The sequence below is a fragment of the Mitsuokella sp. AF33-22 genome (assembly GCF_003475755.1).
GTDB lineage: Bacteria > Bacillota > Negativicutes > Selenomonadales > Selenomonadaceae > Mitsuokella.
Genome location: NZ_QRQA01000008.1, coordinates 11,993 through 38,672, shown reverse-complemented (window position 1 = coordinate 38,672; position 26,680 = coordinate 11,993). Strand labels below are relative to the sequence as shown.

23 protein-coding genes are annotated in these 26,680 nt (G+C 57.0%); 6 read left to right on the top strand and 17 right to left on the bottom strand.

All coding sequences use genetic code 11. From position 1 onward, the window contains the following. Positions 1-31: 31 nt before the first annotated feature. The 13 genes from lpxD to DWZ54_RS06220 form a co-directional block, all read right to left on the bottom strand. On the bottom strand, positions 32-1,051 hold the full coding sequence (gene lpxD, locus DWZ54_RS06280; protein ID WP_118474948.1) for a UDP-3-O-(3-hydroxymyristoyl)glucosamine N-acyltransferase: 1,020 nt from the start codon (positions 1,049-1,051) through the stop codon (positions 32-34). 15 nt (positions 1,052-1,066) lie between these two features. After that, complete coding sequence (locus DWZ54_RS06275; protein ID WP_118014940.1) at positions 1,067-1,504, bottom strand: OmpH family outer membrane protein; 438 nt, start codon at positions 1,502-1,504, stop codon at positions 1,067-1,069. Between the two features lie 53 nt (positions 1,505-1,557). Then, positions 1,558-2,682 carry a hypothetical protein gene (locus DWZ54_RS06270; protein WP_118474947.1) on the bottom strand — a complete coding sequence of 375 codons (1,125 nt, stop codon included), beginning with the start codon at positions 2,680-2,682 and terminating at the stop codon, positions 1,558-1,560. Between the two features lie 106 nt (positions 2,683-2,788). Next, the gene (locus DWZ54_RS06265) at positions 2,789-3,253 is read right to left on the bottom strand and encodes an OmpH family outer membrane protein (RefSeq protein ID WP_118014938.1); all 465 of its coding nucleotides are present in this window, start codon (positions 3,251-3,253) and stop codon (positions 2,789-2,791) included. A gap of 85 nt (positions 3,254-3,338) precedes the next feature. Further along, positions 3,339-4,631, bottom strand: coding sequence for an acylphosphatase (locus tag DWZ54_RS06260; protein WP_199663281.1), 1,293 nt, complete (start codon positions 4,629-4,631; stop codon positions 3,339-3,341). A gap of 59 nt (positions 4,632-4,690) precedes the next feature. After that, the gene (locus DWZ54_RS06255) at positions 4,691-6,712 is read right to left on the bottom strand and encodes an outer membrane protein assembly factor (protein WP_370245748.1); all 2,022 of its coding nucleotides are present in this window, start codon (positions 6,710-6,712) and stop codon (positions 4,691-4,693) included. Positions 6,713-6,751: 39 nt separating this feature from the next. Continuing rightward, positions 6,752-7,330 (bottom strand): hypothetical protein, encoded by a 579-nt coding sequence (locus DWZ54_RS06250; protein WP_118474945.1) that lies wholly within the window; start codon positions 7,328-7,330, stop codon positions 6,752-6,754. A 158-nt stretch (positions 7,331-7,488) separates the two neighbouring features. Beyond that, positions 7,489-8,121: a sigma-70 family RNA polymerase sigma factor gene (locus tag DWZ54_RS06245; protein WP_118474944.1), complete on the bottom strand. Its 633-nt coding sequence runs from the start codon at positions 8,119-8,121 to the stop codon at positions 7,489-7,491. Between the two features lie 33 nt (positions 8,122-8,154). Continuing rightward, positions 8,155-12,486, bottom strand: a complete 4,332-nt coding sequence (locus DWZ54_RS06240) for a translocation/assembly module TamB domain-containing protein (RefSeq protein WP_118474943.1) — start codon at positions 12,484-12,486, stop codon at positions 8,155-8,157. A 49-nt stretch (positions 12,487-12,535) separates the two neighbouring features. Beyond that, the gene (locus DWZ54_RS06235) at positions 12,536-14,131 is read right to left on the bottom strand and encodes a TolC family protein (protein WP_370245746.1); all 1,596 of its coding nucleotides are present in this window, start codon (positions 14,129-14,131) and stop codon (positions 12,536-12,538) included. Between the two features lie 78 nt (positions 14,132-14,209). Further along, positions 14,210-15,496 (bottom strand): MlaD family protein, encoded by a 1,287-nt coding sequence (locus DWZ54_RS06230; protein WP_118474942.1) that lies wholly within the window; start codon positions 15,494-15,496, stop codon positions 14,210-14,212. 20 nt (positions 15,497-15,516) lie between these two features. Beyond that, the gene (locus tag DWZ54_RS06225) at positions 15,517-16,251 is read right to left on the bottom strand and encodes an ABC transporter ATP-binding protein (protein ID WP_118474941.1); all 735 of its coding nucleotides are present in this window, start codon (positions 16,249-16,251) and stop codon (positions 15,517-15,519) included. 13 nt (positions 16,252-16,264) lie between these two features. Continuing rightward, positions 16,265-17,032, bottom strand: coding sequence for an ABC transporter permease (locus DWZ54_RS06220; RefSeq protein WP_118475010.1), 768 nt, complete (start codon positions 17,030-17,032; stop codon positions 16,265-16,267). Positions 17,033-17,192: 160 nt separating this feature from the next. On the opposite strand from DWZ54_RS06220, the gene rnhA reads away from it, so the two are divergent. Beyond that, the gene (gene rnhA, locus DWZ54_RS06215) at positions 17,193-17,903 is read left to right on the top strand and encodes a ribonuclease HI (protein WP_118474940.1); all 711 of its coding nucleotides are present in this window, start codon (positions 17,193-17,195) and stop codon (positions 17,901-17,903) included. Positions 17,904-17,915: 12 nt separating this feature from the next. On the opposite strand, the gene DWZ54_RS06210 is transcribed toward rnhA, so the two are convergent. The 3 genes from DWZ54_RS06210 to DWZ54_RS06200 all read right to left on the bottom strand — a co-directional run bounded on the left by DWZ54_RS06210 (position 17,916) and on the right by DWZ54_RS06200 (position 20,731). After that, complete coding sequence (locus DWZ54_RS06210; RefSeq protein ID WP_118474939.1) at positions 17,916-18,470, bottom strand: UbiX family flavin prenyltransferase; 555 nt, start codon at positions 18,468-18,470, stop codon at positions 17,916-17,918. A gap of 56 nt (positions 18,471-18,526) precedes the next feature. Further along, positions 18,527-19,807, bottom strand: a complete 1,281-nt coding sequence (gene serS / locus DWZ54_RS06205; protein ID WP_118014929.1) for a serine--tRNA ligase — start codon at positions 19,805-19,807, stop codon at positions 18,527-18,529. A gap of 198 nt (positions 19,808-20,005) precedes the next feature. Further along, a complete protein-coding gene (locus tag DWZ54_RS06200; RefSeq protein ID WP_233541639.1) occupies positions 20,006-20,731 on the bottom strand; it encodes an aspartate/glutamate racemase family protein in 726 nt (241 codons plus the stop codon). A 157-nt stretch (positions 20,732-20,888) separates the two neighbouring features. Between DWZ54_RS06200 and DWZ54_RS06195 the strand changes: the two genes are divergently transcribed. Further along, positions 20,889-21,842 (top strand): LysR family transcriptional regulator, encoded by a 954-nt coding sequence (locus DWZ54_RS06195; protein ID WP_118474937.1) that lies wholly within the window; start codon positions 20,889-20,891, stop codon positions 21,840-21,842. Between the two features lie 95 nt (positions 21,843-21,937). On the opposite strand, the gene DWZ54_RS06190 is transcribed toward DWZ54_RS06195, so the two are convergent. Further along, the gene (locus DWZ54_RS06190) at positions 21,938-22,924 is read right to left on the bottom strand and encodes a diaminopimelate dehydrogenase (protein WP_118474936.1); all 987 of its coding nucleotides are present in this window, start codon (positions 22,922-22,924) and stop codon (positions 21,938-21,940) included. Between the two features lie 254 nt (positions 22,925-23,178). Between DWZ54_RS06190 and DWZ54_RS06185 the strand changes: the two genes are divergently transcribed. From DWZ54_RS06185 to DWZ54_RS06170, 4 genes are read left to right on the top strand one after another with little or no spacing between them, the layout of a single operon-like run. Next, complete coding sequence (locus tag DWZ54_RS06185) at positions 23,179-23,682, top strand: PTS glucose transporter subunit IIA (RefSeq protein WP_118474935.1); 504 nt, start codon at positions 23,179-23,181, stop codon at positions 23,680-23,682. A gap of 23 nt (positions 23,683-23,705) precedes the next feature. Then, entirely contained in the window at positions 23,706-24,536 is an 831-nt protein-coding gene (locus DWZ54_RS06180) for a PRD domain-containing protein (protein ID WP_118475009.1), read from the top strand. A 44-nt stretch (positions 24,537-24,580) separates the two neighbouring features. Then, a complete protein-coding gene (locus tag DWZ54_RS06175) occupies positions 24,581-25,963 on the top strand; it encodes a PTS transporter subunit EIIC (RefSeq protein ID WP_118474934.1) in 1,383 nt (460 codons plus the stop codon). Continuing rightward, entirely contained in the window at positions 25,960-26,595 is a 636-nt protein-coding gene (locus tag DWZ54_RS06170) for an HAD family phosphatase (protein WP_118474933.1), read from the top strand. Before DWZ54_RS06175 ends, DWZ54_RS06170 begins: the two co-directional genes overlap by 4 nt. Positions 26,596-26,680 lie beyond the last annotated feature (85 nt).

Genomic DNA, 26,680 nt, shown 5'->3' with positions numbered 1-26,680 from the left:
CCCGAAAAGGAAGGCCTGCTTTGCTTCGTTTTTATTTCGTCTCGTATTTTGCCAGCTTCTTCTCGAGCTGCTTGACCTTCTTGTAAATCTCCGGCAGATGCTTCATGGAAGCCTGCATGCGCAGCCACTCCGTATGGCTCTGAACGGGGAAGCCTGCACAGAAAACGCCTTCCGGCATGTCGCCGATAATGCCCGAACGCGCAGCATAGACGGAATTGGCCCCAATCTTGATGTGGCCGACCGTGCCGACCTGCCCGCCAAACGTGACGTTGTGGCCGACTGTTGTCGAACCCGAGATGCCCGTCTGCGCGACGATCAGGCAGTTCGGGCCGATCTTGCAGTTGTGGCCGATGTGAACGAGATTGTCGATCTTCGTGCCGTGGCCGATGACCGTAGAACCCATCGCCGCGCGGTCGATGCCATCGTGTGCGCCGATTTCGACATCATCCTCGAGGACGACATTGCCCACCTGCGGCACCTTCGTGTGAATGCCGTCCTTCGTCGTAAAGCCGAAGCCGTCCGAGCCGATGACAGCCGAAGGATGGATGACGCAGCGCTTGCCGACGTGGCAGTGCTCGCGCACCGTGGCGCTGGAGTAAATGACCGTGTCTTCCCCAATCTCAGTATACTGGCCGATGTACGTATGCGGATAGAGCGTCACGCGGTCGCCGATGACGGCATGGTCATCCACGACGGCAAACGGCATGATGACGACATCCTTGCCGATCTTGACGTCTTTGCCGATGTGTGCCTGCTCGCTGACTCCCTGCGGGAACTTCAGCTTCGGCGTGAAGAGCTCAAGGAGCTTCGCAAAGGCAGCCCTGGGTTCCTCCACGTAAAGTGCCGTCTTCGGGAAATCCTCGACGCCTTCCGGCAGCATAACAGCCGCTGCGCCGCATTCCTTCGCCGCTTCGATATGCGGCTCGACCGCAAACGTCAGATCATGGGCACCAGCGCCCTCGATATTATCGAGCCCGCTGATGACAATGCTGGCATCTCCGACAATATGGCCGCCGACATACTCCGCGATTTCCTGCAATGTCTTTTTCATATCCAATCCCCATCCTTACTGCAGCTTGGCAATGACATCATCCGTCACGTCCGTGCAGCCATAGATGGCTGTCGGCTGCGACTTCTCGCTGTCGATGACGGCATCGAGTTTCTTCTGCTTGGCAATATCCTGCAGAGCTCCGTTGATCTTCTGCTGGAGCTGCATCTGGTACGACTGGTTCAGACTCATCATCTTGCGCTGAGCTTCCTGCTGGGCCTTCTGTGCGTCTTCCTGACTCATGTCCGGATTATCCTGCAGGGACTTCTCCGCTTCCTCACGGGCCTCATTGATCTTCTGATTGCCCTCATCCACCAGGGATTTGACCTGCGGTGCTTCCTGCATGACACGCGAACCGTCGATATAACCGATCTTAGCCTGTCCGCAGCCGCTCATGAGGAGCGTGGCAGCAAATGCTGCCGCCAGCAGTCCCAGGGATTTCTTTCGTAATTTCATTTTATGACTCGCTTCTTTCTCTATATAATGTCAATATCTGATACAAAGGATCGTCATGATTCCTCAGAAGAAATGGTGCCTATCTCTGTGACGAGCTCGTCTGTCACATCCTCGGTATCCGTACCGATGACGGGATAGAACCGCTGCATATCGGGATCTGGCGTGCTGCCCAGGGGCAGCGCATACTCAAGATTCTCCGCCGGCGTTGCCAGGATCAGCGTGAAATGATGCAAGATGGCGATCTTGGCTGCCTTGCCGGCAATATCGTTGCGGATATGCGTGTCGAGCACCTCGATCTGCTGCTGGAGCTCCGAAAGCTGCTGCTTGATGGCCTCGCGCTGCTGAAGATTCAGCGACACGTCCATCTGCTGCTGCATAGCCTCCGTATTGCGCGCCTGCACTTCAGACTGCTTGGCCATGGCGCCGGACTGCCGCTCAGCCATGGAGTCCTTCGCCTTCTGTTTCCATTCGGCAAGCTTCGGCCCCATCACCGACTGCACATACGCGGCGACCTGCTTGTTCCACTGGCGCTCAAGCTCCGCCTGACGCATGCCGCGCTCCTGCTGCAGGTTCGCGCGTTCCTGTTCCCATTCCGCCTTTTCCTGGTCAAGCGTCTCCTGCTTCGTCCAGGGATGATGCATGGCCTTCTGGTTGTCGATCTTCAGATTGAGGTTAAAGATGGCAAGGCGGTAATCCTCATCAATGGCCTTCCGGCGGCTTTCGTATTCCTCCTGATGTGCTTCCCGATACGCCTTCTCGACGGCTTTTGCCTCGCGCTCCAGCTCCGTCCTGCCGCCGATGACCGCCTGTGCATTCTTCTGCCAGACAGAATCATCAAACGGCTTGGAGTCGGTCTGCGGCGGCTGCACCGTCGCCGGCGGCAAAGCAGCCGTATCCTTGAGGGAAAGGGACAGGCGCTGGTACTGAGCGCGCAAATCCTTGAGCTTCTCATAATCCGGATGCGCTTCCATGGCCTTCTGTATGTCGACAAGGCCAACGGTCGCGGCAGCCGTCTGTGTGGCAGCCGGTTTGCCCGGCATCAGGGCCCGCAGGCCCCAGGCGCCGAGGAACACGAGAGCAAGGGCGACCGCCGCTCCCAGGATGATTTCCCTGCGCTTTTTCTGCCAAAGGCCAGGCTGTTTTTCCCCGGCAGTATCCGGCTTGTCCTGCTCTTCCACGGGCCGTGTCCTCCTTCACTGTGATACCGGTGACAACTCGTCCTTACAAGTAGTACCGAGCGCAATAAATGGCTCGGTACTCAACGACTGATATGACCCGCAGGGATTATTTGCTGAGCTTATTGATGACATCCTGAGTGATATCCTGGCCGCCATATACGACCGTGCTCTTCTCCAGGACAACCGAGAGGCCTTTTGCTTCGGCTACGCTCTTGACAGAATCCTCAATGCTCTTCTGGATCGGCTCCATAAGCTCCTGGTTCTTCTGCTGGAGGCGCTGCTGCGTCTGCTGATAGTAGTCGTTCTTTTCCTGATCGCTCATGTTTGCGGATTTCTCCTCAAACTCCTTCTGAGCATCCTGAACGGCTTTCTGCATCTCTGCATTAGCGCTCTGGAGCTGCGGATGCTGCTGGGCAATCTGACGGTAATCCACGACACCGACGTTGGAGCTTGCCGCGCTGGCGATGCCAGAGCCGGACTGCGTCAGGGCCAGGGCCACGACCGAACCGATAAAGACGAGTGCAATGAGTACACTGATGATCTTGACCTGTTTCTTCTGTAACTTAACCATTTTCTCTTCTCCTTTTTGTGATTCCACAGAAACACGTTTATTATAACAAACTTCGCATAGGTCTACAAGCATGCGGTTTGACCCGTCAGAAATTTCCTATGAGACGGAACCAGCCCTGATCGGCATCGCGCACATACTCGAGATTGAGGAAATCATGTACCTTGAATGAGAGGCCGGCCTCACCGAGCTTATCGGCAAACCGGTATTCATAGCGCAGACCCCAGCGCGGCGCGAGCTGCTGGAAGGCGCCAAGCACGGGGCGCTTGCGGCGCATATCGTAGCGCAGCTGCGCTTCCGTTCCCACGCCGATGCGGTAGCCGTAGCCGGCTTCCCAGCCCCAGTTGACATTCTGCGGCATGAAATCAAACTGCAGAAATACTTCGTCGCGCGGACCGATCACGCGCCCCGCATGCAGGCGGAAGCGCAGATTGTCCTGCTGATCGTGATGATCGTCATCCTTGCGGTCGATATCCAGCCAGCCCGTCAGCCGCAGGCGGTAACGGTCCGTATCGGAACGGCTCATCACCTGCATGCGCTCCGCCGGCTCAATGCTCACGCGGCTCTTCATGTGCAGGGCCTTGAAATCCGGCTGGCTGTCAAGTCCTTTGGCCAGGGAATCCGAGAATGCCTCCCGATGGCGCGCCACAAAGGCAACAGGCACGCCGACCAGCTGGTCGACATACTCCTGCATGAGCTGGCGGTGATTGAGCAACGTGAGATTCGGGATGGTATCCGAACGCATCGACAGGTCTATCGTTCGCACGACGGGCAGCCGCGGATAAACGGTCAGATGCACATGCGCCGTATCCCCCGTGGTATCAACCTCGAAGTCACCGCGAAATTCCGGCAGATGCTCGGCCAGGAAATCATTGAGATGATGCTTGAGCACACCGTTTGTCCAGTCCGTCGCCGCCACGGGCAGCCCGTAAAGCGCATCGGAAAACACGCCATCCACATCGGCAAGATCCTGCCGCACGAGCTCTTCTACGGCTGGCGGCATGCCTTCGACTGCCGTATCCACCTCGATGGTGCGGATGACATCCGACCAGGGTAAAAGATGCGCCGTCACCCGCACGCTCTCGCCGGGCTCGATGTCGACGCCCCGCACGGTGTAGCCGACGAGGACCTTGTCGAACACCTGGCGGATCACTTCCGCCTGGGTCCCGCTGTCTGCCGCCACGTCTGCCACGGGACGTCCCAGGAGCAGCTGCTCCGCGATGACGCGGACGCTTGTCTCCATGCGCTGCTGCACGAGCGGCGGCACGCCGGAATCGGCCTCAACGACCGCCGTCACCGCATCGACGCGTGCAGAAGCCTGCGCCCGGACCGGCAGGAAGCACAGGCATGCCAGCAGCAAGCAAAGCCAACGCACCGGCATGGTTGATCCCCTCTTTCCTTCAAGCCCTGGCGCAGGCAGATGGTACCCGGCAGTCAGCATCAGAACGAGCTGCCAACCGTGAAGTGCACGCGGCCGCCATCCTCACCCCAGCCGTAATCAAAGCGCAGCGGTCCAATCGGTGTTGTCAGCGAGAGGCCCACGCCGATGCTGCCGTGCAGATCATCCGGCGTCAGGCCGCTGTTCCAGGCATTGCCCCAGTCCGTAAACAGTGCACCCTGTACTTTCTTCATGAGCGGGAAGCGGTATTCCACTGTTCCGAGGAACATGTGGTCACCGCGGAACTGATCTTCGCGATAGCCGCGCAGCGAGCTCTGGCCGCCGACGCGGTACTGGTTGAACTCGGAAATCTCGCCGTTGCCGTAGCCGTAGCTGGCGCGCAGGGCGAACACCTGCGCATGGCCGGCGCGGATGTAATGCTGTCCTTCAACCGTATACTTCTGGAACGTGAAGTCGCCGCCCAGGCCGGCAAACTCGCCGGAAAGGCTCATGCGGCTGCCACTCATCGGGTTATAGACGTTGTCGCGCGTATCCGTGACATTCTGGAACGTGACGCTGCGCGTCAGGCCGAAGTTATTGGCACGCCAGTCTGCATATTCCGGCGTGCTGCGGTCAATACCGTCGTCAGAATGGCGCTTGTAGGAATCCGTGCGGTTGCGCAGCGTCAGGTAGTTCGTCGAATACTCGCTGATTGGGCGGCCGAACGTCAGCTCACCGCCGGAATACTTGCGCATGTACGACTCAATAAGATTGCCGTCCGTGTTGTAATCATCATATTCATACGTGCGGTTGTAGAGACGCAGCGTGCCAACCGTCTCTTTCTTGTCGAGCCACGGGCGGCGGTAGGAGAACGTGTAGCCCTGGGCATCCGTGTCATCGCCGCTCTTCTCATACGTCAGGCTGACAGCGTCGCCCGTGCCGCGGAAGTTCGTGTCGCCGATGGAGACCATGCCGAGCACGCCATCCTCACTGGAATAGCCGGCGCCGATACCGAAGGAGCCCGTGCGCTTCTCTGTGACATCGAGCTCCATGACGACGGCATTTGGCTCGACACCCGGATTCATCTTGATGTTGACATCCTCGAAGAAACCGAGGTTGTAGACGCGCTGCATGCTGCGGCGGGCCAGCTTGGAGTTGAACGGTTCACCCGGCTTCTGACGCATCTCGCGCAGGATGACGCGCTCCTTCGTCTTCGTATTGCCCTTGACTTTATAGCCCTCGAGGACACCTTCGTTGACCTTCAGTGTCAGGATGCCCTCCTTGTTGATGTTCATATCCGTGATTTTGGCGAGGATATAGCCGTCGCGGCGATACTGCTCCTGCAGAGCCATGACATTCGCATTGAGCTCACGGCTGTTGAGGATGGCCCCCTGCTTCACCGTGATCAGCGGGTAGAGCGTCTCATTGCTCTCAACCGTATTGCCTTCAATCTTGATGCCCTTGAGCACCGGGTTCTCGAGTACATGGTAGGTGATGACCACGCCTTCCGGCACTTGCTCAAACGTCGGGTAAAGATCGTAGAAATATCCGGTATTGTAAATCTTCTCCCGGTCTGCATCGAGCCCCTTGCTCGTGAACATATCCCCGGCCTTCATGGAAATCGCGGCCTTGGCCGTGCCCTCCGTCAGAGACGACGTGCCGTCAAAGACCACATCGACAACGGTCTGACCTTCGTACTGCTTCATGAGCTTGCTGACGACATCTTCCTGCGGACGGGATTTTCCCCAGTCCACGATGCGGTCGTCGACGCTGCCTGCATCATTCCCTGCCGCTTTCGCCGCTTCCGCCGATGCTGCCCCGTCAGATGCCGCAGCAGCCGTTTCCGCAGCCGTGGCGGCCGGCGCAGAGGAACCGGCAGGCGGAGCCGCCGTCTCAGCAGCAGCCGGCTCCGCAGAAGAAGCTGCAGGCGCAGCAGCCGCAGTGCTTTCTGCCGATGCAGCCTGCACAGCTGCGGCAGAACTATCCGCCCCGCTCTCTGCAGCCCACGAAGTACCGGGAACTGCGGAGAAACTCATGGCCAGAGCGACGGCATAGGCAAGAGATCTATAGTTCTGTTTCTTCAAAGGTCAAACCTCCTAAATCTTTCTTTCATCGGTGCAGGCTCATTGGCGCAGGGCCTTGCCTGCTGCCTGCATCAACTTCTGCATATTATCATTGGGAACGGCTGACGCCTTGCTTGGGGCCTTGCCCGGAGCCTGCTGCTCCTGCGCGGCAGGCTGTGCCGCAGGGCCTGGCACAGGCGCAGCCGGCTGCTGCGCAGCTGCCTCAGAAGACGCATAAACGGGGGGCTGTGACACAGGTTCCGAAGAAACCGCATCATCCGCAGCCGCCGTTGGCGGATCTTCTGCTGCCGGCGGCAAGGCTGCCGCAGGCGTCTCAGGAGTACTGGGGGCATTCTCCACAGCCAGTGCAGGGGGCCTGCCTGGCTGAACAAGCTGAAGTCCCAGCCAGCCGCCGCCAGCAATCAGGAACGCCGCTGCGGCCGGCAGGAGACGCCGCCCCCATCGTCGCAGGGGACCGGCTTCAGCTCCCTGCCGGGCCTGCGCGAGCTCCGCCTTGGCCAGCATGACTTTCAGCTCGCCCCGGACCTCGTTATCCTCTGCCAGCGAATGCTCCGCCTTGCCCAGCCAGTCCCTGGCAGCACGGATATGATGCCGCTGCCTTTGGTTCTGGTCTTTCATGGCACACCCTCCTGTCCTTTCATCATATCTGCGATAGATATAATATCTGCCAGACGTTCAAAATCCTGACAGCCCGAATCCGGCAATGACAGGGAATACAGCGCTATTACGCATGTTTTTCTTGCAGAATCAATGCTTTCTTACTATTTTGCTTTAATTTACCAGTATTGCATGAAACGCGACAGCATGCCGCGCACGCGGCGGATGCCGCTTTTCTGCAGCCGGTAGATATGGGAAGAGCTGACCTGCAGGCTGTCCGCCATCTGCGCCGCATCTTCACTGCGCAGATACATCCCCTCCAGGACGGCCCGTTCCTTGACCGGCAGGCGTTCCATGGCCTGATGCAGACGGCCGGAAAGCTCATGGCTTTCCGCCTGCTCCGAAACAGACGCCGCCGTATCGACGAGGTTCTCCTTGAGATTGCCACTGGCATCCTCCAGGGTCTCCTCCATGCAGGCGATGTCCACGCGGCCTTCCCGCCGCAGGAAATCCAGCATCCGCCCGCGTATCCGGTGTACGGCGAACAGGCTGAACGCCACACCGCGCGTATGGTCATAGCGCTCCACAGCTTCGATGAGCCCCACCGTCCCCTCCTGGATGACATCCATGATGCAGGTGAGGTGCGAGAATGGCATGGCCTGCTTGAAGACCAGCGGCTGATAAGATTCAATGAGACGCTGCCTTGCCGCTGTATCGTTTTCTTCCTTGAAGGCCTGCCAAAGCGCCCGTTCTTCTTCCGGTTCCAGCAGCTGAACCCGGTTCAACTCTTTCATGTACTGATCCAGACGCACCGTCTCACCTCCTCTGCCATTATCAGTTCATCATCAGAAACGGATGCGTGCCTCCACGCCCACGATGTAATCATCGGACTCCCGGTCGAGCGTGAGCCCGAGTCGATCGTTCATATCGTATTGGACACCAAAGCGATGCATGTCGTTGCCGCCAATCTGCTGGACGTATTTGAGCATCACCTTATCGGAAATATACTTGCCCATCTCGACATGGTAGACATCGAGATCCTTGTTTGATTCCTCATCGTGATGATCAAAATCCGAGCCACTGCCGCGCGCAATCGTGAAGCGGTCAAGCCAGAGCATGTTGCGCATGACATCCTCAACCTCGGACAAGAAGCTCATCTGCAGGCCCACAATCAGGAGATCGCCGGCATCAAGATTGGCATCACCGTTCTTGTATGCGTCGCGCAGCGTGAGCATGCGGATGATTTCCGTCTGGCTCATCTCCGGCGACGACGTGAGCTTCAGGGTCATATTGTCGAGCGGGCCACTGAGTGCCAAATATACTTTGGCCTGCGTCAGGCGCGTATCGGCCAGGAAAACAATACTCGGCAGGAACGAATCCACCTGATTGAAGTAGGCCGCGCCCTCTCTTACATTGAAGGCCGTCTTGAGGTAGCTGACGGTACCGCCGCGCTTGACGGAAATCGTGCCCGACGATTTCGGGTGAGCGGTCGAGCCGCCGAAATGAACCTTGCCCGTCAGATACATATCGTAAAGATACGAGCTGTAGGCATGTACCTTATCCCCGACATTGATGTCAAGGTCCAGCATCACTTCCGGCAGAGAGCTGTCTCCTTCCGGCAGTGACGGCACGGAAATCGTGCAGTTGCCGAGATTGACGGCGCCGGCGATTTTCGGCATCTCCTTGCCAAAGAACTTGTCATTGCTCACCGTCAGCGAAGCGTTGAGCGGTCCACGGAAGAATTCACATTCGATGTCCAGGTCCTTGGCATCCAGCGTAAAATTGTACTTGGAGGGTTTGAGCCCTGCCATTTCCAGCGTACCCTGGACATCATAGGTACCTTCGCCCATTTTACCAGAAAAGTTTCGCACTGTCATGCTATTCCCGTTAAAATCAAGCTCCATCGCCATATCCGTTATGGGCTTTTCAAGCGGCTTGAGCTTCATGGCGCCGGACGGCACCGCCACGCTGCCGTTGATGAGCGGGTGTGCCACCGTGCCTGTGATCTCAAGGCCGCCTTTGGTGGCGCCGAGCGCCCAATCCACCTGATCCGAGACAAACGGCAGCAGCGAAAGGTCCGCCTGATCGAGCCGCACGTCGAGCTTGATCTGCTCGTAATCATCGCTCGGGTCATCGCCCGTCGACGTCAGAGCCCGCAGCGGCACGATGCCATGCGCACTGGCTTCGTAATCCTTTTGGTTGATGGTCTTCTTGACACTGGCATTCTCGACATTGACCAGGCCATTCTTCAGGTGGAACACGCCGGAGAGCGAATCGAAGACCGAGCCTTCAAAGCCGCCGTTACGGCCGGCAATCGTGACATCGGCCGACGGATTGCCCGTCGTGCCGCCAAAGGAGGCATCGATATCGGCTGTGCCGTGCACATCGCGCTGCAGCCCAGCCGACTTCGTGAACATGCCGAGCGCCAGATTGCGTGCCGTAAAGGTAGCCGCAATGGGCCCGCCGATCGTCACAGAGCCGTCGGCCGAGAAGCTTCCTTCCGTGCCCTGACTGCCCGAGAGCTCGTCGATGTAGATGACCGAATCCAGCAGACGCAAGTTGAGCGCCACATCGTGGATGTCGTAGCCGGCCACCTGTCCCTCCGGCATCGTGCCGACCACGGTAAGGCTGGGATTGTCATACGTGCCGCCGACATCAATATCGCTTGTCAGGCGCCCCGTCACGATATCATTCTTGAGATTCAGCACGGCCGAAATGGCGTTGATATCGCCATTTTCCACCTTGACATGGCCGCTGGCGTCATGCGAAGCCATATCAACGGACATGACCAGCGCATACTGGCCCTCGTTCTGCTGAAAGCCGAACTGATCGACGCTCAGGACGCTGTCGCGGTAACGCATCATGCCGTGTACGCTCTTGAGCTCCTGCCCATTGAGCGTGATGGAAGGCGCATCGAGCATGCCGTAGAATTCCGGCGCGGAAAGATTGCCGCGGATCTTGCCCGAGAATGTCCCCTTGCCGCTGACCGGATACGGGAACTTGTGATCAAAGCGTTCCATGTCGATTTCATGGACACTCGCATCGAGTTCGAGATTCATCTCGCGGTCAACAGTGCCGTTGAGATCCATATCGACCATCGGGGAGAAAATATGGAAGTCCTGCAGCCGCGTATAGCCGTCCTTCATGAAGTAATCGCCGTCCATACCAGAGAGCAGGACGCCATTGTAGCTGCCGCGGTAAAAATGGATGTAACCGACGGCATCGGGATGATCGAGCGTTCCCGTGAAATGAATGGTGTTGTCGACATTACCCGTGATGGGCTGGTCCGGGAAGGCCAGCGCAGCAATGTCTTCCATGCGAGCGCCGACCGTATCGACGCGCAGATTGATGCGGCGTTCGCCCGCCAGGCCGACGGTACCGTCGACATACCAGGTCTGTTTGCCATCCTTGACCAGCGAGAAATCCTTGATGGCCACGCCATCCAGGCTGCCCGCCGCTTCAAAGCGCAGGTCGTCGTAAGGCTGCTTGAAGAGCGTCCCGTGCGTCGCCGTGAACTTGAGATCCACCTGCGGGTCCGTCATGTTGCCATGAACGGTGCCTTCGAAATCGCCGAGGCCGGACAAATCAAGCTGTGGTTCCAGTTTGCTCGCGAGCGAGAGATCGACATGCCCGCCGTAGAAGGCCAGATCCAGGCGCTCGCCGCCCATGACCGTGCCCTCGATGCCAAGCGTTGTACGGTTTGGCAGGTTCAGGCTGGCATAATCAATCGTCACATCCTGCCCCTGCGCATAGAACGAGGCGTTGAGATTTTCAATTGGCAGAGCCTTGTACGCCCCCGCCTGCAGCGAAGCACTGCCATAGACCTGGAGAGACGAGACATCCGTCCCCACACCGGCCGCGCCGATATCGAAAGAAACGCGCCCCTGCAGGTCTGACAGCTGCGGCACATAAGCGGCGGCCTGCTGCACATCGGCATTGCTGGCCTGCAGATGCGCCGTATACGAAAGATCATCCGCGGACAATTCCATTTCACCCTGGATTGTACCGCCAAACGCGGCGGCAAAGAGATTCTGCACATAGATCCGGCTGTCCTCGTAACGGATATGCGCCGCAGCATTCTGGAACGGGATATCCTGGACTTTGCCCTGTGCGACCTTGAAATCGCCGTCGACGACAGGATCCTTGGCCGTACCTGTCACATGTGCCGTAAAGGCAGCCGCGCCCTCATACGGGATGTTGCGGAGCACCTGTGCAGGGTCAAAGCCATCCGAAGAAACCGTGAGGTCAAGATACGGGGAATCCGTATCGAGGCGCACGCTGCCGTGAACGCGCGCACTCTGCCCGTTCGCCCGGGCATCCGCCAGCACCAGCATCTCCGTATCGTTGAAGCTCGTAAAGCCGTGAATATCTTCAACCTCCGTATCCTTCACGCGCACGGCAACGTCCTTGTACTCGGCCTGACCCGTGAAGGAAAGCTGGCTGCCCATCTTCTGCCCCGAGATTTTCGCCTTGACGATGGTGCCTCCCTCGATGGAGAGTTCCGATGGCAGCAGGCCATCCGGCAGCAGCGGCAGGACCTGAGCGATATCCAAGCCTTCCGTCTCCGCCTGCAGGATCTGATTCTCCTTGCGGTATGACCCCGATGCCTTTACAGGCGCACCAAAACTTTCGCCATTCACCTGGAACTGCAGGACCGGATATGCCGAAAAATCCAGTGTGCCGGAAAGTTGGCTGACCGTTGCCGTCTTCCCCTGCATCGAAGCCGTTACCTCACTGTCCTCAAGGCGTACCAGGCCATAGAACGAGCCGCTGGTCGAGGATTTTGTCTGGATGTCCTCGACATTCCACGTACCGTCCTCACGCTGCCGCAGATTGCCTTGAACACCGGAAAGCGTGACTTCTTTCACCGCATGTGAAGGGTCCTGAAACGCAGAAAACAGACGGAAGTCCACGCGGGCTTTATTCGCCCGCGCGATGCATTCCGCCTGTTTATCGTAAATAGCCAGGTCCTGTATTTCAATTTCATGGTTGGAGACAACGGTCACGGAACCGATTTCTACAGGGACGCCCAGGGAATCGCTGGCAGCAGACGAGGCCGTCTGCTCCACCTTCTGCATGAAGGCATCCGTCTGCACGTAATAATAAATCCCGCCCAGTACCAGCATCAGTACACCCAGGAGTGCACCGATGCCTATCCCGATGTTTTTCCGTTTCATGATAGCTGCTCCTTAATATGGTCAATCGTTCCGCGATGAAACGAAGCGATCACTTGGCCATATCTGCAGCGACCGTTTCGCTGGAAACCGGCTCTGCCGAACTGTCGGCATTGTCAGCAGCCTGCTGTACCGTCGTATCCGGTGCTGCTGCCTGTGCCTGTTCTGCCTGCTTCGCTTCTTCTGCTGCCTGTTTCTTCTGCTGCTCAAGCTGAGCCATCTCAAAGACGGCGTTCTCATTCAGCGCAGCATCCTTGCGTGCCTGCGGAGCCGCCTTGCCCGTCTCCTCGGCTGCCGTGTACTTCACGACATCGAGGTCAACCGGGATGCCCATGGCCTTGTCAAGGGATGCCTTGCTCGTGTTGTAGTTATAGAGGGCCGTGTAGTAATTCGTGCGGGCCGTCGTGAGTTTTTCCTCGGCATCCATGACGTCGAGGTTCGTGCCGACACCGGCGCTGTAGCGGACCTGCGCAATCTTGTAATCTTCCTCTGCCTGCGTGACAGCGACGGACGTCGTCTGAATGTTCTTCTCTGCAGCCTGCAGCCCCAGGTAAGCCGTGCGCACATCGAGGCGGATCTGGTCATCCGTCTGGGCCGAGGCCTCCTGTGCCTTCAGCAGGGCCATATTGGCCGAATTGACGCTGGCCTGAGTTATACCATTATCAAAGATATTCCACGAGGCATTGACACCGGCCGACCAGCTGTCGCTGCTCGTGTGATCATTGTCAAATGGCTTCTCACCACCAATGGCTTTGCTGACAGCTGCGTTGACAGTTGGCTGGTATCCGGCCTTGGCCGTCTGCACAGCAGCCTCTGCCCTCTTTACCGCATAGCGCGCTGCCGCGCCGTCTGCGCGGTTCTGCAGGGCGTAGGCCGTGCAGTTATCCTGGCTCAGATCGTACTTCGTGTACTTGAGCTGATCGCGGATATCGAGCACCGTATCCGTTGGCAGGCCGATGACGTTGTTGAGCGTCGAGACGGCAATGTCGTAATTGTTCTGCGCCGTCACGAGCGACTGCTGGGCATTGGCCAGCTGCACCTGCGAGGCCAGCACATCGGATTTCGCCACGGTACCCACACGGTACTGCGCGTTGACATTGTCGAGGTGTTCCTGGAGCGTCATCACGGCATCCTGCTGGACATCGATGAGATTGCGGCACTGCAGGATCTGATAGTAATCCGACGTTGCCTGCAGGCGGATGGCCTGTTTCGTTTCCTCGAGCGTCAGGTCTGCCGCGTTGAGGCCGTAGCGGGCCTGATTGATCTGTCCTCTGACCGCTGCATTGTAAAGCGGCATTCCCACTTGTGCCGTGTTATTCCATGCATAATCATAGGCAGGACCCAAGCCAGCTGCATGTGCAGTATGTGCACTATCCAGAGAATCACCACCGATGCGGTTTGCCGATGTCGTCCACGTCAGCGTCGGGCCCATCGTGCGGCGAGCCGAAGAAAGGCTCCACTTTGCCGTATCGACATCCGTCAGCGCCTGGCGGATTGTGCGGTTGTTCTCCAGTGCCATCTGCACGCTGTCGTGCAGGTCGAGCTGCACCGTATCAGCGGCCATGACCGTACCCGTGGCCATCATGGTCATGAGGCCGGTCGTGATGAGAGTCGTCAGTTTTTTATAGAAGCAGTTTTTTTTGTTCAAGGTCAATTCCTCCTCAAAGAAATGTAACATCTCTTTCTTAAAGCTTCATTTGAAGATGCAATCGAACAATCGTATCCATCAAAACGTCTGGCGAATCCCCAGATAAGCCGCCCGTTTGTCGCTGTCGTTGACATCATTCCACTGGCCCATGAGCCAGGTTCCTGCATCATTGAGCTCGTACTGAGCTCTGAGTCTCAGGGAAGGATCGTTGAAATCATAGGTGTCCGCCGAGAATTGGAAGCGCTTGCCCATATAGGCGTCGAACCCCACCCCGGGATCACCGTTGATGACGCCGCCGCGCACGCCGAAATGCTCGCTCCTGCGGCCAACCTGCAGGTTCCCGTGATTGCCTTCCCCGATATCATCTACCCCGAGGCTCAGGTAATTCCCTGTCTCCGGGCCAATTTCCACATTGAAGTTCGTCTGCCAGTCATCCTTTGCGCCGCTGTAAAGGACATCCGCAGCAGGCTTTACCTTGATGTTTTCGAGCTTGCCCATCATATCTCCTGCCTTATCGGACATCTTTCGCGCATTTTGGACCGTGGCCTTGAGATCCTCCGCCGTCTGCGGGTCACCAGCCACCGAATCGAGATTTTCCGCAATGTGCGCGATGCGGTCACTGGCGTCCTTGATGTTCGTGAGCGTCAGCCGCAGATTCTCAGCGGTCTGCGGATCTGCCCCGACAGAAGCCAGATTGGTCATCATGGCTTCGACCTGACGCATCGTGCGGTCCATGCTGGCCGTCGCCATATTGAGGTTCGTCAGCATCTGGCCGATATTGCCCTGATTATTCACCATGGTCTGCTCCATGGCGGCCACGAGGCCATCGAGATGCGCCGTCATCTCACGGATGTTCACGGCCATCTGCAGGAAATTCTGCTGGAAGTCCGGATTGCCCATGACCTGATTCATCGAATCGAGCAAAGCCTGCACCTGGTCAAGGACGCCGCCGGCCTTCTCCATCAGGGAATCCAGCCCCTCTTCCTCCTGGCCGATCAGGTAATCGCCGTCGCCGAGGTAGATTCCCTGGTCTTTGGCGGGCAGGATGTTGACGAATTTATCACCCATGACGCCCGAGGAACCGACGGTTACCTGAGAGCCCTTCGGGATCTTGGCATTGCCCTGGATTTCCATCGTGACGGTAACGCCGCCGCCTTCATTGCGGATGCTCTTGACCTTGCCCACGGGCACGCCAGAGAGCCGTACAACGGACTGCGGCTCCACGCCGATGACCTGCTTGAAGCCGGCATAAAGCGTGTAGCCCTTCTCTCCCGAGAAGGAAACACCGCTCAAGAGCGCTGCCACCGCTGCAAAGAGCAGGATGCCAATCACCGTAAATGCACCGACCTTTGCCTCTGTCGTCATGAACTCTTATCCCCCTTTACTCACTTGACGGTGCGCAGCGTATGGAAGAACGCCTGCACCCGTGCATCCTGTATCTTCTTGAACCGCTCAACCGTGTCGACGGCGACCAGCTCTCCTTCATAAATCATGGCAATGCGGTCCGATATGCGGCAGGCACTGGCCATGTCGTGCGTGACCACGACACTTGTGACCGAGAGCGCCTGCTGCGTGTTCACGATGAGTTCATCGATCTTTTCGGTCATGAGCGGGTCAAGGCCGGAGCTCGGCTCATCGTAAAAGATGACGGATGGCTCAACCGCTATGGCACGGGCCAGTCCCACGCGTTTCTTCATGCCGCCTGAAAGCTCATTCGGCATCATGTCCTCGACACCGTCCAGGCCGACGAGATGGAGCTTGTCCTTCACAATGGCCTGGATGTCCGCGTCGCTGAGCTTCGTGTGCTCGCGCAGGCCGAAGGCGACGTTTTCCCCGACGGTCATCGAATCGAACAGAGCCGAATACTGGAAGACCATGCCCATATGGAGGCGGACCTTGTTGAGTTCCTCCTCATCCATCGGCACGATATCCACGCCATTGACGAGGATCTTGCCGCTCGTCGGCTTGATGAGGCCGATGAGCAGCCGCAGCAGCGTGCTCTTGCCGGAGCCGGAGCCACCGATGATGGCCAGCGTCTCCCCGTCCTCGATGGTCAGATTGATATGCTTCAAAGCGTCTTTGTCATCAAAACGCTTGCATACGTCAACGAGTTCAATCATAAGCTGCCCCCGATCAATACAGGAAGAATGTCAGCACGGCATTGAGGATGAAGATGACGATGATCGAGGAGACAACCGTCTTCGTCGTCGCCCGGCCCACACCTTCTGCCCCATCCGGGCAGTGCAGGCCATAGTAGCAGCCCAGCACGGCAATGACATTGCCGAAGAACACCGCTTTGATGACGCCGCCTGTCAGATCGAACAATTCCACGAAAACATGGATGGAATTCATGTAGGCATACGAGCTGATGCCCTCATAGCAGACGGCAATGAGCCAGCCGCCGAACACGCCGATGACATCGCCAAAGACGGTCAGGAGCGGCACGACAATCATGCAGGCCAGCATGCGCGGCACGAGCAGATAATCGATGGGGCTCACGGCCATGACACGCAGCGCATCAATCTGTTCCGTGACCTTCATCGTCGAGATTTCCGCCGTGATGGCGGCTCCCACACGGCCGGCGCAGACGACAGCCACGAGGACCGGGCCGAGCTCGCGGCCGATGGCGATGGATATGATGCCGCCCACCGTCCCCTGTGCGCCAAAGCGAATGAGGACATCGGCCGTCTGCAGCGTAAAGACGACACCCGTAAAGAGCAGCGTGAGGCTCACGATCAGCAGGGAATCCACGCCCAGATGCGACATCTGGTTCAGGATATGGCGCATGCGCGGCTTGTGGCGCAGCGCCCGCATCGTCTCGCCGTAAAGCATGACAATCGTGCCGATTTCCCCAAGCCTGCGAAGAACAAATGAGCCGATTGCCTCCAGTATCTTCAGCAGCATCTCCTGCCCCCTTTTCTCTTCTCTCCCATAATCATGATTTTAACAAGCAAAAAACAATTAGTAAAGATAAGTTTACTATTTTTAGGCGGAAATTTCAACTTCTTTTCCATGCCGGAAAGCCTTATAATAGTAGAAAACACGGTAAAAGGAGAATCATATGACCAAAAAAGTATACGCCGTGCGCGTGGGCCGCACGACCGGTGTCTTCAACAGCTGGGCCGATTGCAAAAAGCAGGTGGACGGCTTCCCCGCCGCCCGCTACAAGAGCTTTACGGACCTCGCCGAAGCGCTGCAGTGGCTGAACGGCAGCGATGCCCCGCGCCGTGCGCCGGCAGCCTCGGCAGGGACGGCCGCCAGAAAGAGGTGGAGCACGAATGTTCCGTCGTCAGCCAGCGAAGCAGGCGGGCGGCCGGACAGCGAGCAGGACTTCGTCATCTATACGGATGGCTCCTGCCTGCGCAACCCGGACGGTCCCGGCGGCTGGGCCGCTGTCATCCGCGACGTGCACACCGGGAAGATAACGGAACTCGCTGGCGGAGATCCACGCACGACCAACAACCGCATGGAACTTTCGGCAGCCATCGCCGCTCTCACCTTCCCTCAGAAGTCCGCAAAAATCGCCCTCTACACGGACAGCCAATACCTCAAGAACGGGTTTACGCGCCATTGGCTCACAGCCTGGAAAAAACGCGGCTGGAAGAAGGCCGATGGGCAGCCCGTCCTCAACCAGGATCTCTGGAAACAGCTCGACGCACTCTACGCCAGCCACGATGTGACCTTCCACTGGGTCAAGGGGCATGTCGGCGTCGAACTCAACGAGCGCTGCGACCAGCTTGCCAAGCGCGAAGCAATGCGCTTCGCGCGCTGAAATCTGTCGTCATCAGCCCTGCCAGCGCGCAAAGAGGTCTGTCTCTACCCCCAGCTGGTCGCAGATTTTGCCGACGAGCATGTCGACGAGTTCCCCGATATTCTGCGGGCGATGGTAGAAGCCCGGACAGGCTGGGATGATGCGCGCGCCGGCCTGCGCAAGCTTCAGGAGATTCTCGAGATGAATGGCATGCATCGGCGTTTCGCGCGGCACGAGCAGGAGCGGACGTCCTTCCTTGAGCGCGACGTCGGCCGCCCGGGTCAGCAGGTTGTCCGTAATGCCATGAGCCACACAGCCTGCCGTGTGCATGGAGCAAGGCAGGACGACCATGGCCTGCATGCGGAACGAGCCGCTGGCAATCGCGGCACCGACATCGTGATTGTCGTAAAGCACGTCAACCCGCCTGCTGAACGCGTCACGGCTCACCTGGCATTCATAGTCCAGGACCTGCCAGCCGCTGTCCGTCACAACGGCATGGATCTCATGCCCCGCTTCCCGGAGCACGTCAATGAGGCGCAGCGCATAGATACTGCCGCTTGCCCCGGTGATGCCAACTACAATCTTCATGGAAATCCCCCTTCAAAAAAGCCTCCCCGCAAACGCTGGGAGGCTTTTCTATACCATTATTCCGGCTTTCTGATGACTTCTACACCGCCCATGTACGGTACAAGGACCTTCGGTACAACGACGGAGCCGTCCTCCTGCTGATAATTCTCCAGGATGGCAGCCACCGTGCGGCCAACGGCCAGGCCCGAGCCATTGAGCGTATGGACGAATTCCGGCTTGCTCTTGGCATCGCGGCGGAACTTGATGTTGGCGCGGCGTGCCTGATAATCCGTGCAGTTCGAGCACGAGGAAATTTCACGGTACTTGTTCTGCGCCGGGAACCAGACCTCAAGGTCATACGTTGTCGCCGACGTGAAGCTCATATCGCCCGTGCAGAGCTTGACCACGTGGTACGGCAGCTCCAGGAGGCGCAGGACATCCTCTGCCGCATCGACCATCGTATCGAGTTCATGCCAGCTCGTTTCCGGCTTGACGAATTTGATGAGCTCGACCTTGTTGAACTGATGCTGGCGGATCAGGCCGCGCGTATCACGGCCGGCGCTGCCCGCCTCCGCGCGGAAGCAGGCCGTGTAGCAGCTGTAGTACTCCGGCAGCTTATTGCCGTCGAGGATCTCGTCGCGATGATAATTCGTCGTCGGTACCTCAGCCGTCGGCACGAGGTAATAGTCAAGGCCTTCGAGCTTGAACATGTCATCGGCAAACTTCGGCAGCTGGCCCGTGCCCGTCATGCTGTCCTTGTTGGCGATGTACGGTGCGAGCATCTCCGTATAGCCGTGCTTATTGGCATGGAGATCCATCATGAAGTTGATGCAGGCGCGCTCGAGGCGGGCGCCGAGGCCCTTGTAGAACGTGAAACGCGCGCCCGTGACCTTGGCCGCACGGTCAGCGTCGAGGATGTCGAGCTCCGTGCCGAGATCCCAATGTGCCTTCGGCTCGAAATCGAACTTCGTCGGCTCGCCCCATTTGCGCACTTCCGGATTTTCCGTATCATCCTTGCCGATCGGCACATCCTCGCGCGGCATGTTCGGGATGTGAAGCATGATGTCGCGCAGCTGCGCCTCCACGCTCTTGAGCTCCTTGTCGAGCGCCGAGATCTTCTCGCCGACGGCGCGCATTTCGCGGATCTTGTCCTCAGCATCTTCCTTGTTCTTCTTCATGACGCTGATTTCTTTCGATACCGCATTGCGCTGCCCCTTCAGAGCTTCCGATTCCTGCAGGAGCTCCCGGCGCTTCTTGTCAAGGCCCTCAAAGTCATCAAGGTTCAGGGGATTGCAACGATTCTTGAGCATCTGGCGAACCTCATCGAGATGTTCGCGGACAAATTTGATATCTAACAATTCACTCACACTCCATATTCCAGCGCAACGCGCAGATCCCCGCAAGGATCTTTGGTTCACAATTCTTCTAAAATATCATTATATCAGCTTTGTCATACCGTGACAACCGAGCCGCACGCCCCAATGCAGCCTCCATGCATAAAAAGAGCAGGGATGCCGAAAGCACCCCTGCCAATATGCGTATGGTAACATATGACCTTAATTCGCTGCGGCCATGCGGACCGGCAGATGCGAGAGGACCTTGGCGCCTGCAGCTGCGACGGCGCATTCCGCCAGGACCTCCGTGGCGTCAATGAAGTTCCCTTCGAGATGATACATCGAGACGGCCACCGGCACCTCCGTGCAGCCGAGCACGAAAGCCTCGCAGCCAGCGGCTGCCATGTCTGACAGAGCCTTGCGTACATCCGTCGTGTCAAAATCCGGATTCCCGGCTTTGACGCCGTCGTAGATCATGCGATGAACGGCCTCCTCCTGTGCACCGGCCGGCTGGACGACTTCCACGCCGGCGCGTTCAAGTGCGCGCTGATAGATGCCGGAATGACAGGTCCCAGCCGAAGCCAGCAGGCCGACTTTACGATAGCCCTGCTCCGCGCAGAATCTGGCCGTCTCTTCAATCATGTTGATGACCGGCACCTTGAGATACGGCATCATGAGCGGCAGGAAGTAATGCGCCGTGTTGCAACCCATGATCAGGAAGTCTGCCCCCTGCTCCGCCAGACGATTGGCCGATTTCATCAGTTCCGGGACCGGGCTCTCACCTTTGCCCATGATGGCAGCCGTGCGGTCGGGGATGTTCGTGTTGTTGTCGACGAGAATGGGAATATGATCCTGATCCTCGCGCGCATCCGTCGCCAGGATGACCTTCTTCATGAGGTCTACCGTTGCCATGGGGCCCATACCGCCAATAATGCCAATCGTCTTCATGATGAACACTCCTTTATGCCTTCAGCCGGCTCCTGCGGCCGGCATCCCTTGCTCTGTTCTTGTTATCATCTTATCATTCTGATATTATATAAACAAATACATATAATAATATAATATCTATCGATTTATTTTATGGTATAAAGAAAGGAATATTCATATGCAGGGAATGGATTACGTTTACGCCGTCTGGCAGGAAAAGAGTTTTTCAGGTGCCGCACGCAAGCTCTTCGTGTCGCAGCCGGCACTCTCCGCCTCCGTGCGCAAGGTCGAGAAAGAACTCGGGCTGCCCATCTTTGACCGCAGCACGAGCCCTCTGCAGCTGACCGACGCCGGGCGGGCCTATATCGAAGCAGCGGAGCGCATCTTCCGCATCAAGAAAGATCTCAAAAGCTACTGTGACGACCTCGCAGGACTTGAGAGCGGCACCCTTTCGCTCGGCGGCACGAATTTTTTCGCCTCCTGCTTCCTGCCGCCCATGATTGAGGCCTTCAGCAGCCGCCATCCGCATATCGCACTTGCCGTCACGGAATCCGACTCAGCTGACCTCTTCAACAAGCTCGCCACAGAGGAACTTGACATCATCGTCGACAGCGGCGTTTATGATGAATCGCTCTACGAGACCATTCCCTTTTACCAGGATCACCTGCTGCTGTCCGTGCCGGCCTTCCTGCCCATCAATCGGGAATTTTCCCCGTATCTGCTGACGCAGCAGGACATCATGCTCGGCCGCCACCTTCGTTCCGATGTACCGGCCGTACCGCTCGCAGCTTTCCAGGATACAGATTTCCTGATCCTCGGAAAAGGCAACGACATGTTCCGCCGTTCGCGCAGGCTGTTCCAGAACAACGGCATGACGCCGCACATCCGCCTCTACCTCAACCAGCTCATGACGGCTTATCACATGGCCCGGCAGGGACTCGGCGCCACCTTCCTGACGGATACGCTCGTGCGGCTTTCCGCGCCCAACGAAGCACTCGTCTACTACAAGCTCGATGACCCGAATGCCCAGCGTCAGATCTTCCTCGCCCTGCAGCGCAAAGGCTACCGCACCAAGGCCATGCAGGGCTTCATCCAGAGCAGCCTGAACCTCTATCGAGATGCATCCGCCTGACGCACTGCCGCCCGCGCAGGCGATGCAAAAACGCTGCTGCACCAGACAAGCGTCTGGCACAGCAGCGTTTTTTACAGATGATATCGGAAATGGAATCAAAGCAGATGCGCGCGCAGCTCCTCCCCGCTCTGCTCGCAAAGATAAGCGGGCGCAATGTCAAGCACCGTGCGGCAGCCCGTCTGACCTTCTTTGGCCAGGCGGTAAGCAGCCCGGGCGTAGGCAACGAGGACGCTCGTCGTGAACTCCGGATTGGAGTCGAGCTTCAGCGAGAACTCGATGATATGGTTATGCTCCTTCTCATGGCCCGTGTGTCCCGAACGGATAACGAAGCCGCCGTGCGCAAGGCCGCTGTGATTCTTCTTGAGCTCTTCCTCACTGATGAAATGTACCGTCGTGTCGTACTCATCAAAGTAGTTCGGCATCGTCTTGATGGCGTTTTCCACATAAGCTGCATCGGCACCCTCTTCGAGGACCACAAAGCATTCGCGCGTGTGCTTCTGACGCGTCGTGAGTTCCGGATTCGAGCCGGAGCGCACAGCCGCAAGAGCACTCTCAACGGGGACCGTGTACTGCTTGGCATCCTTGACGCCCTTGATGCGGCGGATGGCATCACTGTGACCCTGGCTGACGCCTTTGCCCCAGAACGTATAATCCTTGCCATCCGGCAGAATCGCATTGCTGTAGACACGTGCCAGAGAGAACAGGCCCGGATCCCAGCCCACCGAGATGATCCCCAGATGGCCGCTTTCCTTGGCCGCCTTATCCACGTCAGCAAAATGCTCCGGGATGCGCGCATGCGTATCAAAGCTGTCAATGACATTGAAATACTTCACGTATTCCGGCGTCTGCTTCGGCAGATCCGTCGCACTGCCGCCGCAGAGAATCATGACGTCGATCTTGTCCTGCCAGGCTGCAACATCCTTGACGCTGACAACCGGTACATCCTGCGACCAGATCTTGACCGATGCCGGATCGCGGCGCGTAAAGACCGCCACAAGCTCCATATCCTCATGCTCCCGCACGGCGCACTCCACGCCGCGGCCCAGATTGCCATATCCCAGAATACCAATGCGAATACTCATGAAAAAGCCCTCCTATGCCGATTTATTATTACAACAACATTATACTATGCTAAAAACCTATAATCAATAATACAAAACTTATGTTTGTATTATCTGAAAATTTATTATTGACAAAACAGCTAAAAAATGATATCCTTGGCACAGATACAAGGAATGTTACTGCAAAGCAGGCATAACCGCGATCGAGACGGGCTTCGTCCGCCGATCTTGTTATGCCTGCTTTTTATTATGTCTGAAAACTGGAGGTACACATCATGAACTGGCACAATCTATTCAAGAAAAAGACTCCGGCCCTGCGGCCGCAAATCCTCAAGGACAATGTCCTTTACGTCCCCGCTCAAGGGACATACCTGCCACTCGATCAGGTATCCGACCCTGCCTTTGCCAGCAAGAGCATGGGCGATGGTTTTGCCATCATGCCGGAAGGCAAAATTCTCTATGCACCGGTCAGCGGCGAAGTGGCCGGAACATTCCCGACCGGACACGCCCTCACACTCAAGAGCGAGAACGGACTGGAAATCCTGATTCATGTCGGCATTGATACGGTCGAGCTCAACGGACGGGGCTTCGAGCCCATCGCACAGCAAGGCCAGCAAATTACAGCCGGTGATCCCCTCCTGCGCTTTGATCCGACAGCCATCCGGAAAGCCGGTTACGATCCCACCATCATGGTCATTGTCATGAATCCCCGGGACGTTCACCTGACACCACTGGCAGAAGGCAGCGTCCAGGCGCTTGACGAGGCAATGCAGTTTTGATTATGGAAGGGAAGGATGCCATTGTGAAAATTGAACGAATCTACAACAACAATGTCATCTTGGCTCATGACGACAAGAACGAAGAAATCATTGCGATTGGACGGGGCTTGGCATTCGGTCGTCACGTCGGCGATACCATCGAAAAAGACCGCATTGAAAAGCTCTTCATCTTACGGGACAAATCCATCCAGTCCAAGCTGCAGGCAATCCTCAACGATATCCCCTCCGTCTACCTGGAAATCGTGGAAGAACTCATACAAGACATTCATGCAACGTCAAATCTAAAGCTCAATGAAAGCATTTATCTGACGCTGACCGATCACATCAGCGTTTCCCTCGAACGGGAAAAGCAGGGCATCATCTGCCACAATCCTCTACTGCCGGAAATCAAGCAATTCTACCCGCAGGAATATCGGCTGGCCCGTCTAGCGGTAGGTATCATTCGGCGTTATCTGCAGATGACGATATCCGATGACGAAGTTGGTTTCATCACCCTCCACATCGTCAACGCCAGCGTCAATCAGCAAATGATGGTAACGGTAAAAGCAACGCGCATGGTCCGGGATATACTCGCCATCATCCGACAGTCCTTTCCGGATAAGGTCACGGCCAATCCGATGCTTTATCAGCGCCTGGTCCGTCATCTGCAAATTTTTACAAGGACCATACTTACAGTTGAAAAGGTGGAAGACAACAGCAACTATTTTTATAAGCTTGGCAAAGCACAATACAACGACGCCTATCGCTGCGTAAAAGCAATTAACCATTATGTAGAGGAAAAGACCGGCAAAACCATTACAGATGGTGAGCAAGGCTATCTCCTGCTCCATATCATCAATTTGATTTATTCCTGAAAGCAAAATCCCTGCATCATGTCACTCAAAAAGGAGGAAATTTCATGGATGCAAAAATGATTGATCAAATCGTCGATGCCGTCGGCGGAACCGACAATATCTGTTCCGTCGTCCACTGCGCTACCCGTCTGCGCTTCTCGCTGCGCGACGAAAAAAAAGCCGATGACGCCAAAGCACAAAGCATTCCTGGTGTCCTGTCCCTGGTAAAGAAAGGCGGTCAGTATCAGCTGGTCATCGGCAATGATGTGGATCTCGTTTACGATGCTCTGATTCAGAAATATCCGCAGCTGCAAAAAGACCAGGCAGCGAAGCCAGCCACGCCTGCCAAGAAAAAAGGCATCGTCAATGCCGTTCTCGGCGCCATCACTGGTTCCATCGCCCCAGTCGTCCCCTTGCTGGCCGGCTGCGGCATGGGCAAAGTCCTGCTGCTCGTCCTCGTCATGAGCGGGTTGCTCACCAAAACATCATCTTCTTACATCCTGCTCAATATGATTTTCGATACAGGATTTTACTTCATGCCGGCCTTCATTGGTTTTTCCGCAGCCAAGATGTTTGGCTGCAATGCCTTCATGGGCGGCTTCATCGGCCTGGCCATGGTTCATCCGACCTGGACAGGGCTCGTGGCCAAAGGGAATCCCATTGACTTCTTCGGTGTACCTGTCCTGCTTGCCAAATATTCTTCTACTTTAATCCCGGTCCTGTTATCCGTCTGGATCATGTCTTATATCGAAAAAGGTGTCAAGAAAATCGTACCGGGGATGGTCAAGGTCTTCCTCGAGCCCATGCTCATCGCCCTCATCAGCGTACCGCTGGCCCTCGTCTGCATCGGTCCGCTCGGCAATCTCCTCTCGCAGGCCATTGCCGATGGCAGCATGTTCATCTACGGAGCCCTCGGAGCTGTTGCACTGGCCATCCTGGCGGCTCTCTACCCCTGGCTCGTTTCCGTTGGACTGCATAAGGCCCTGAGTCCGATCAGCATCATGCTCGTTGCCCAGCAGGGTTTTGACCCCGTCATCCGCGTGGTCGCACTCTGTTCCAACATGTCTCAGGCGGCAGCCGCCCTGGCCGTTGCCTGGAAGACGAAGAACAAGACCCTGAAATCCCTGGCCTTCTCTTCCAGTATGACCGCTTATCTCGGCGGTATCACAGAGCCTGCCATGTACGGTGTCAACCTCAAGCTCAAACGTCCGATGTACGGCTGCATGATTGGCAGCGGCATCGCCGCACTCTTCGCCGGTTTTGTGAAGCTCAAGGCATTCATCTATGTCACACCAGGGCTCCTGAGCATGGCTATGTGGATTGGTGAAGATGAAAACTTTATCCTGCAGGCGCTCATCACCCTCGTGATTGCCTCCGTCGCCACGTTCATTGCCACCATCATAATCGGCTTCGAAGATCCTGAAGAGAACAAGGAGGAACAGGCATGAAAGCATTCATATTCGATATGGACGGAGTCCTCATTGACAGCGAACCGCTGCACATTGAAGTAAAACTTGAGACATTCCGTCATTTCGGCATACCGTTCCCTCCGGAGGAACTGCCATCCTTTGCCGGCCGCACGAGCAAGGATCTCTTTACCAAGGCGTTGCTTGCGCATCCCCAGGAAGGACTCACTTGGCAGGAGCTCGCCTCCTTTAAGCACCAGCGCTATATCGACCGGCTTATACACGATCCTTCCATTCAGCCCATCGCCGGGGTAACCGCGCTTTTACAGCGCTTACGCGACAAGAAGTTCCGCATTGGACTGGCCTCCTCATCCGGCCGCAATATCATCGAGATGGTACTGAACCGCTTTGGCATCCGGTCCTACTTCGACACCATCGTCAGCGGTGCGGAACTGCCGCACAGCAAGCCATGTCCCGATATCTACCTGAAGGCTGCTGAAGGGCTGGGCATACCGCCATGTGACTGCACAGTCGTGGAAGATGCCACAGCCGGCATCGCTGCGGCCAAGGCTGCGGGCATGACCTGCATCGCCTTCCACAACCCTCATTCCGGCGAGCAGGACCTCAGTCAGGCTGACCGCATCGTCGAGCATTTCTCAGAGATTCTTGTTTAACTTCGCCCCCTGTCCCCTTCATATAGCAAAAAGCACGCCACACGGCGTGCTTTTTGCATGCATAATTGTGCAGGATATGAATACA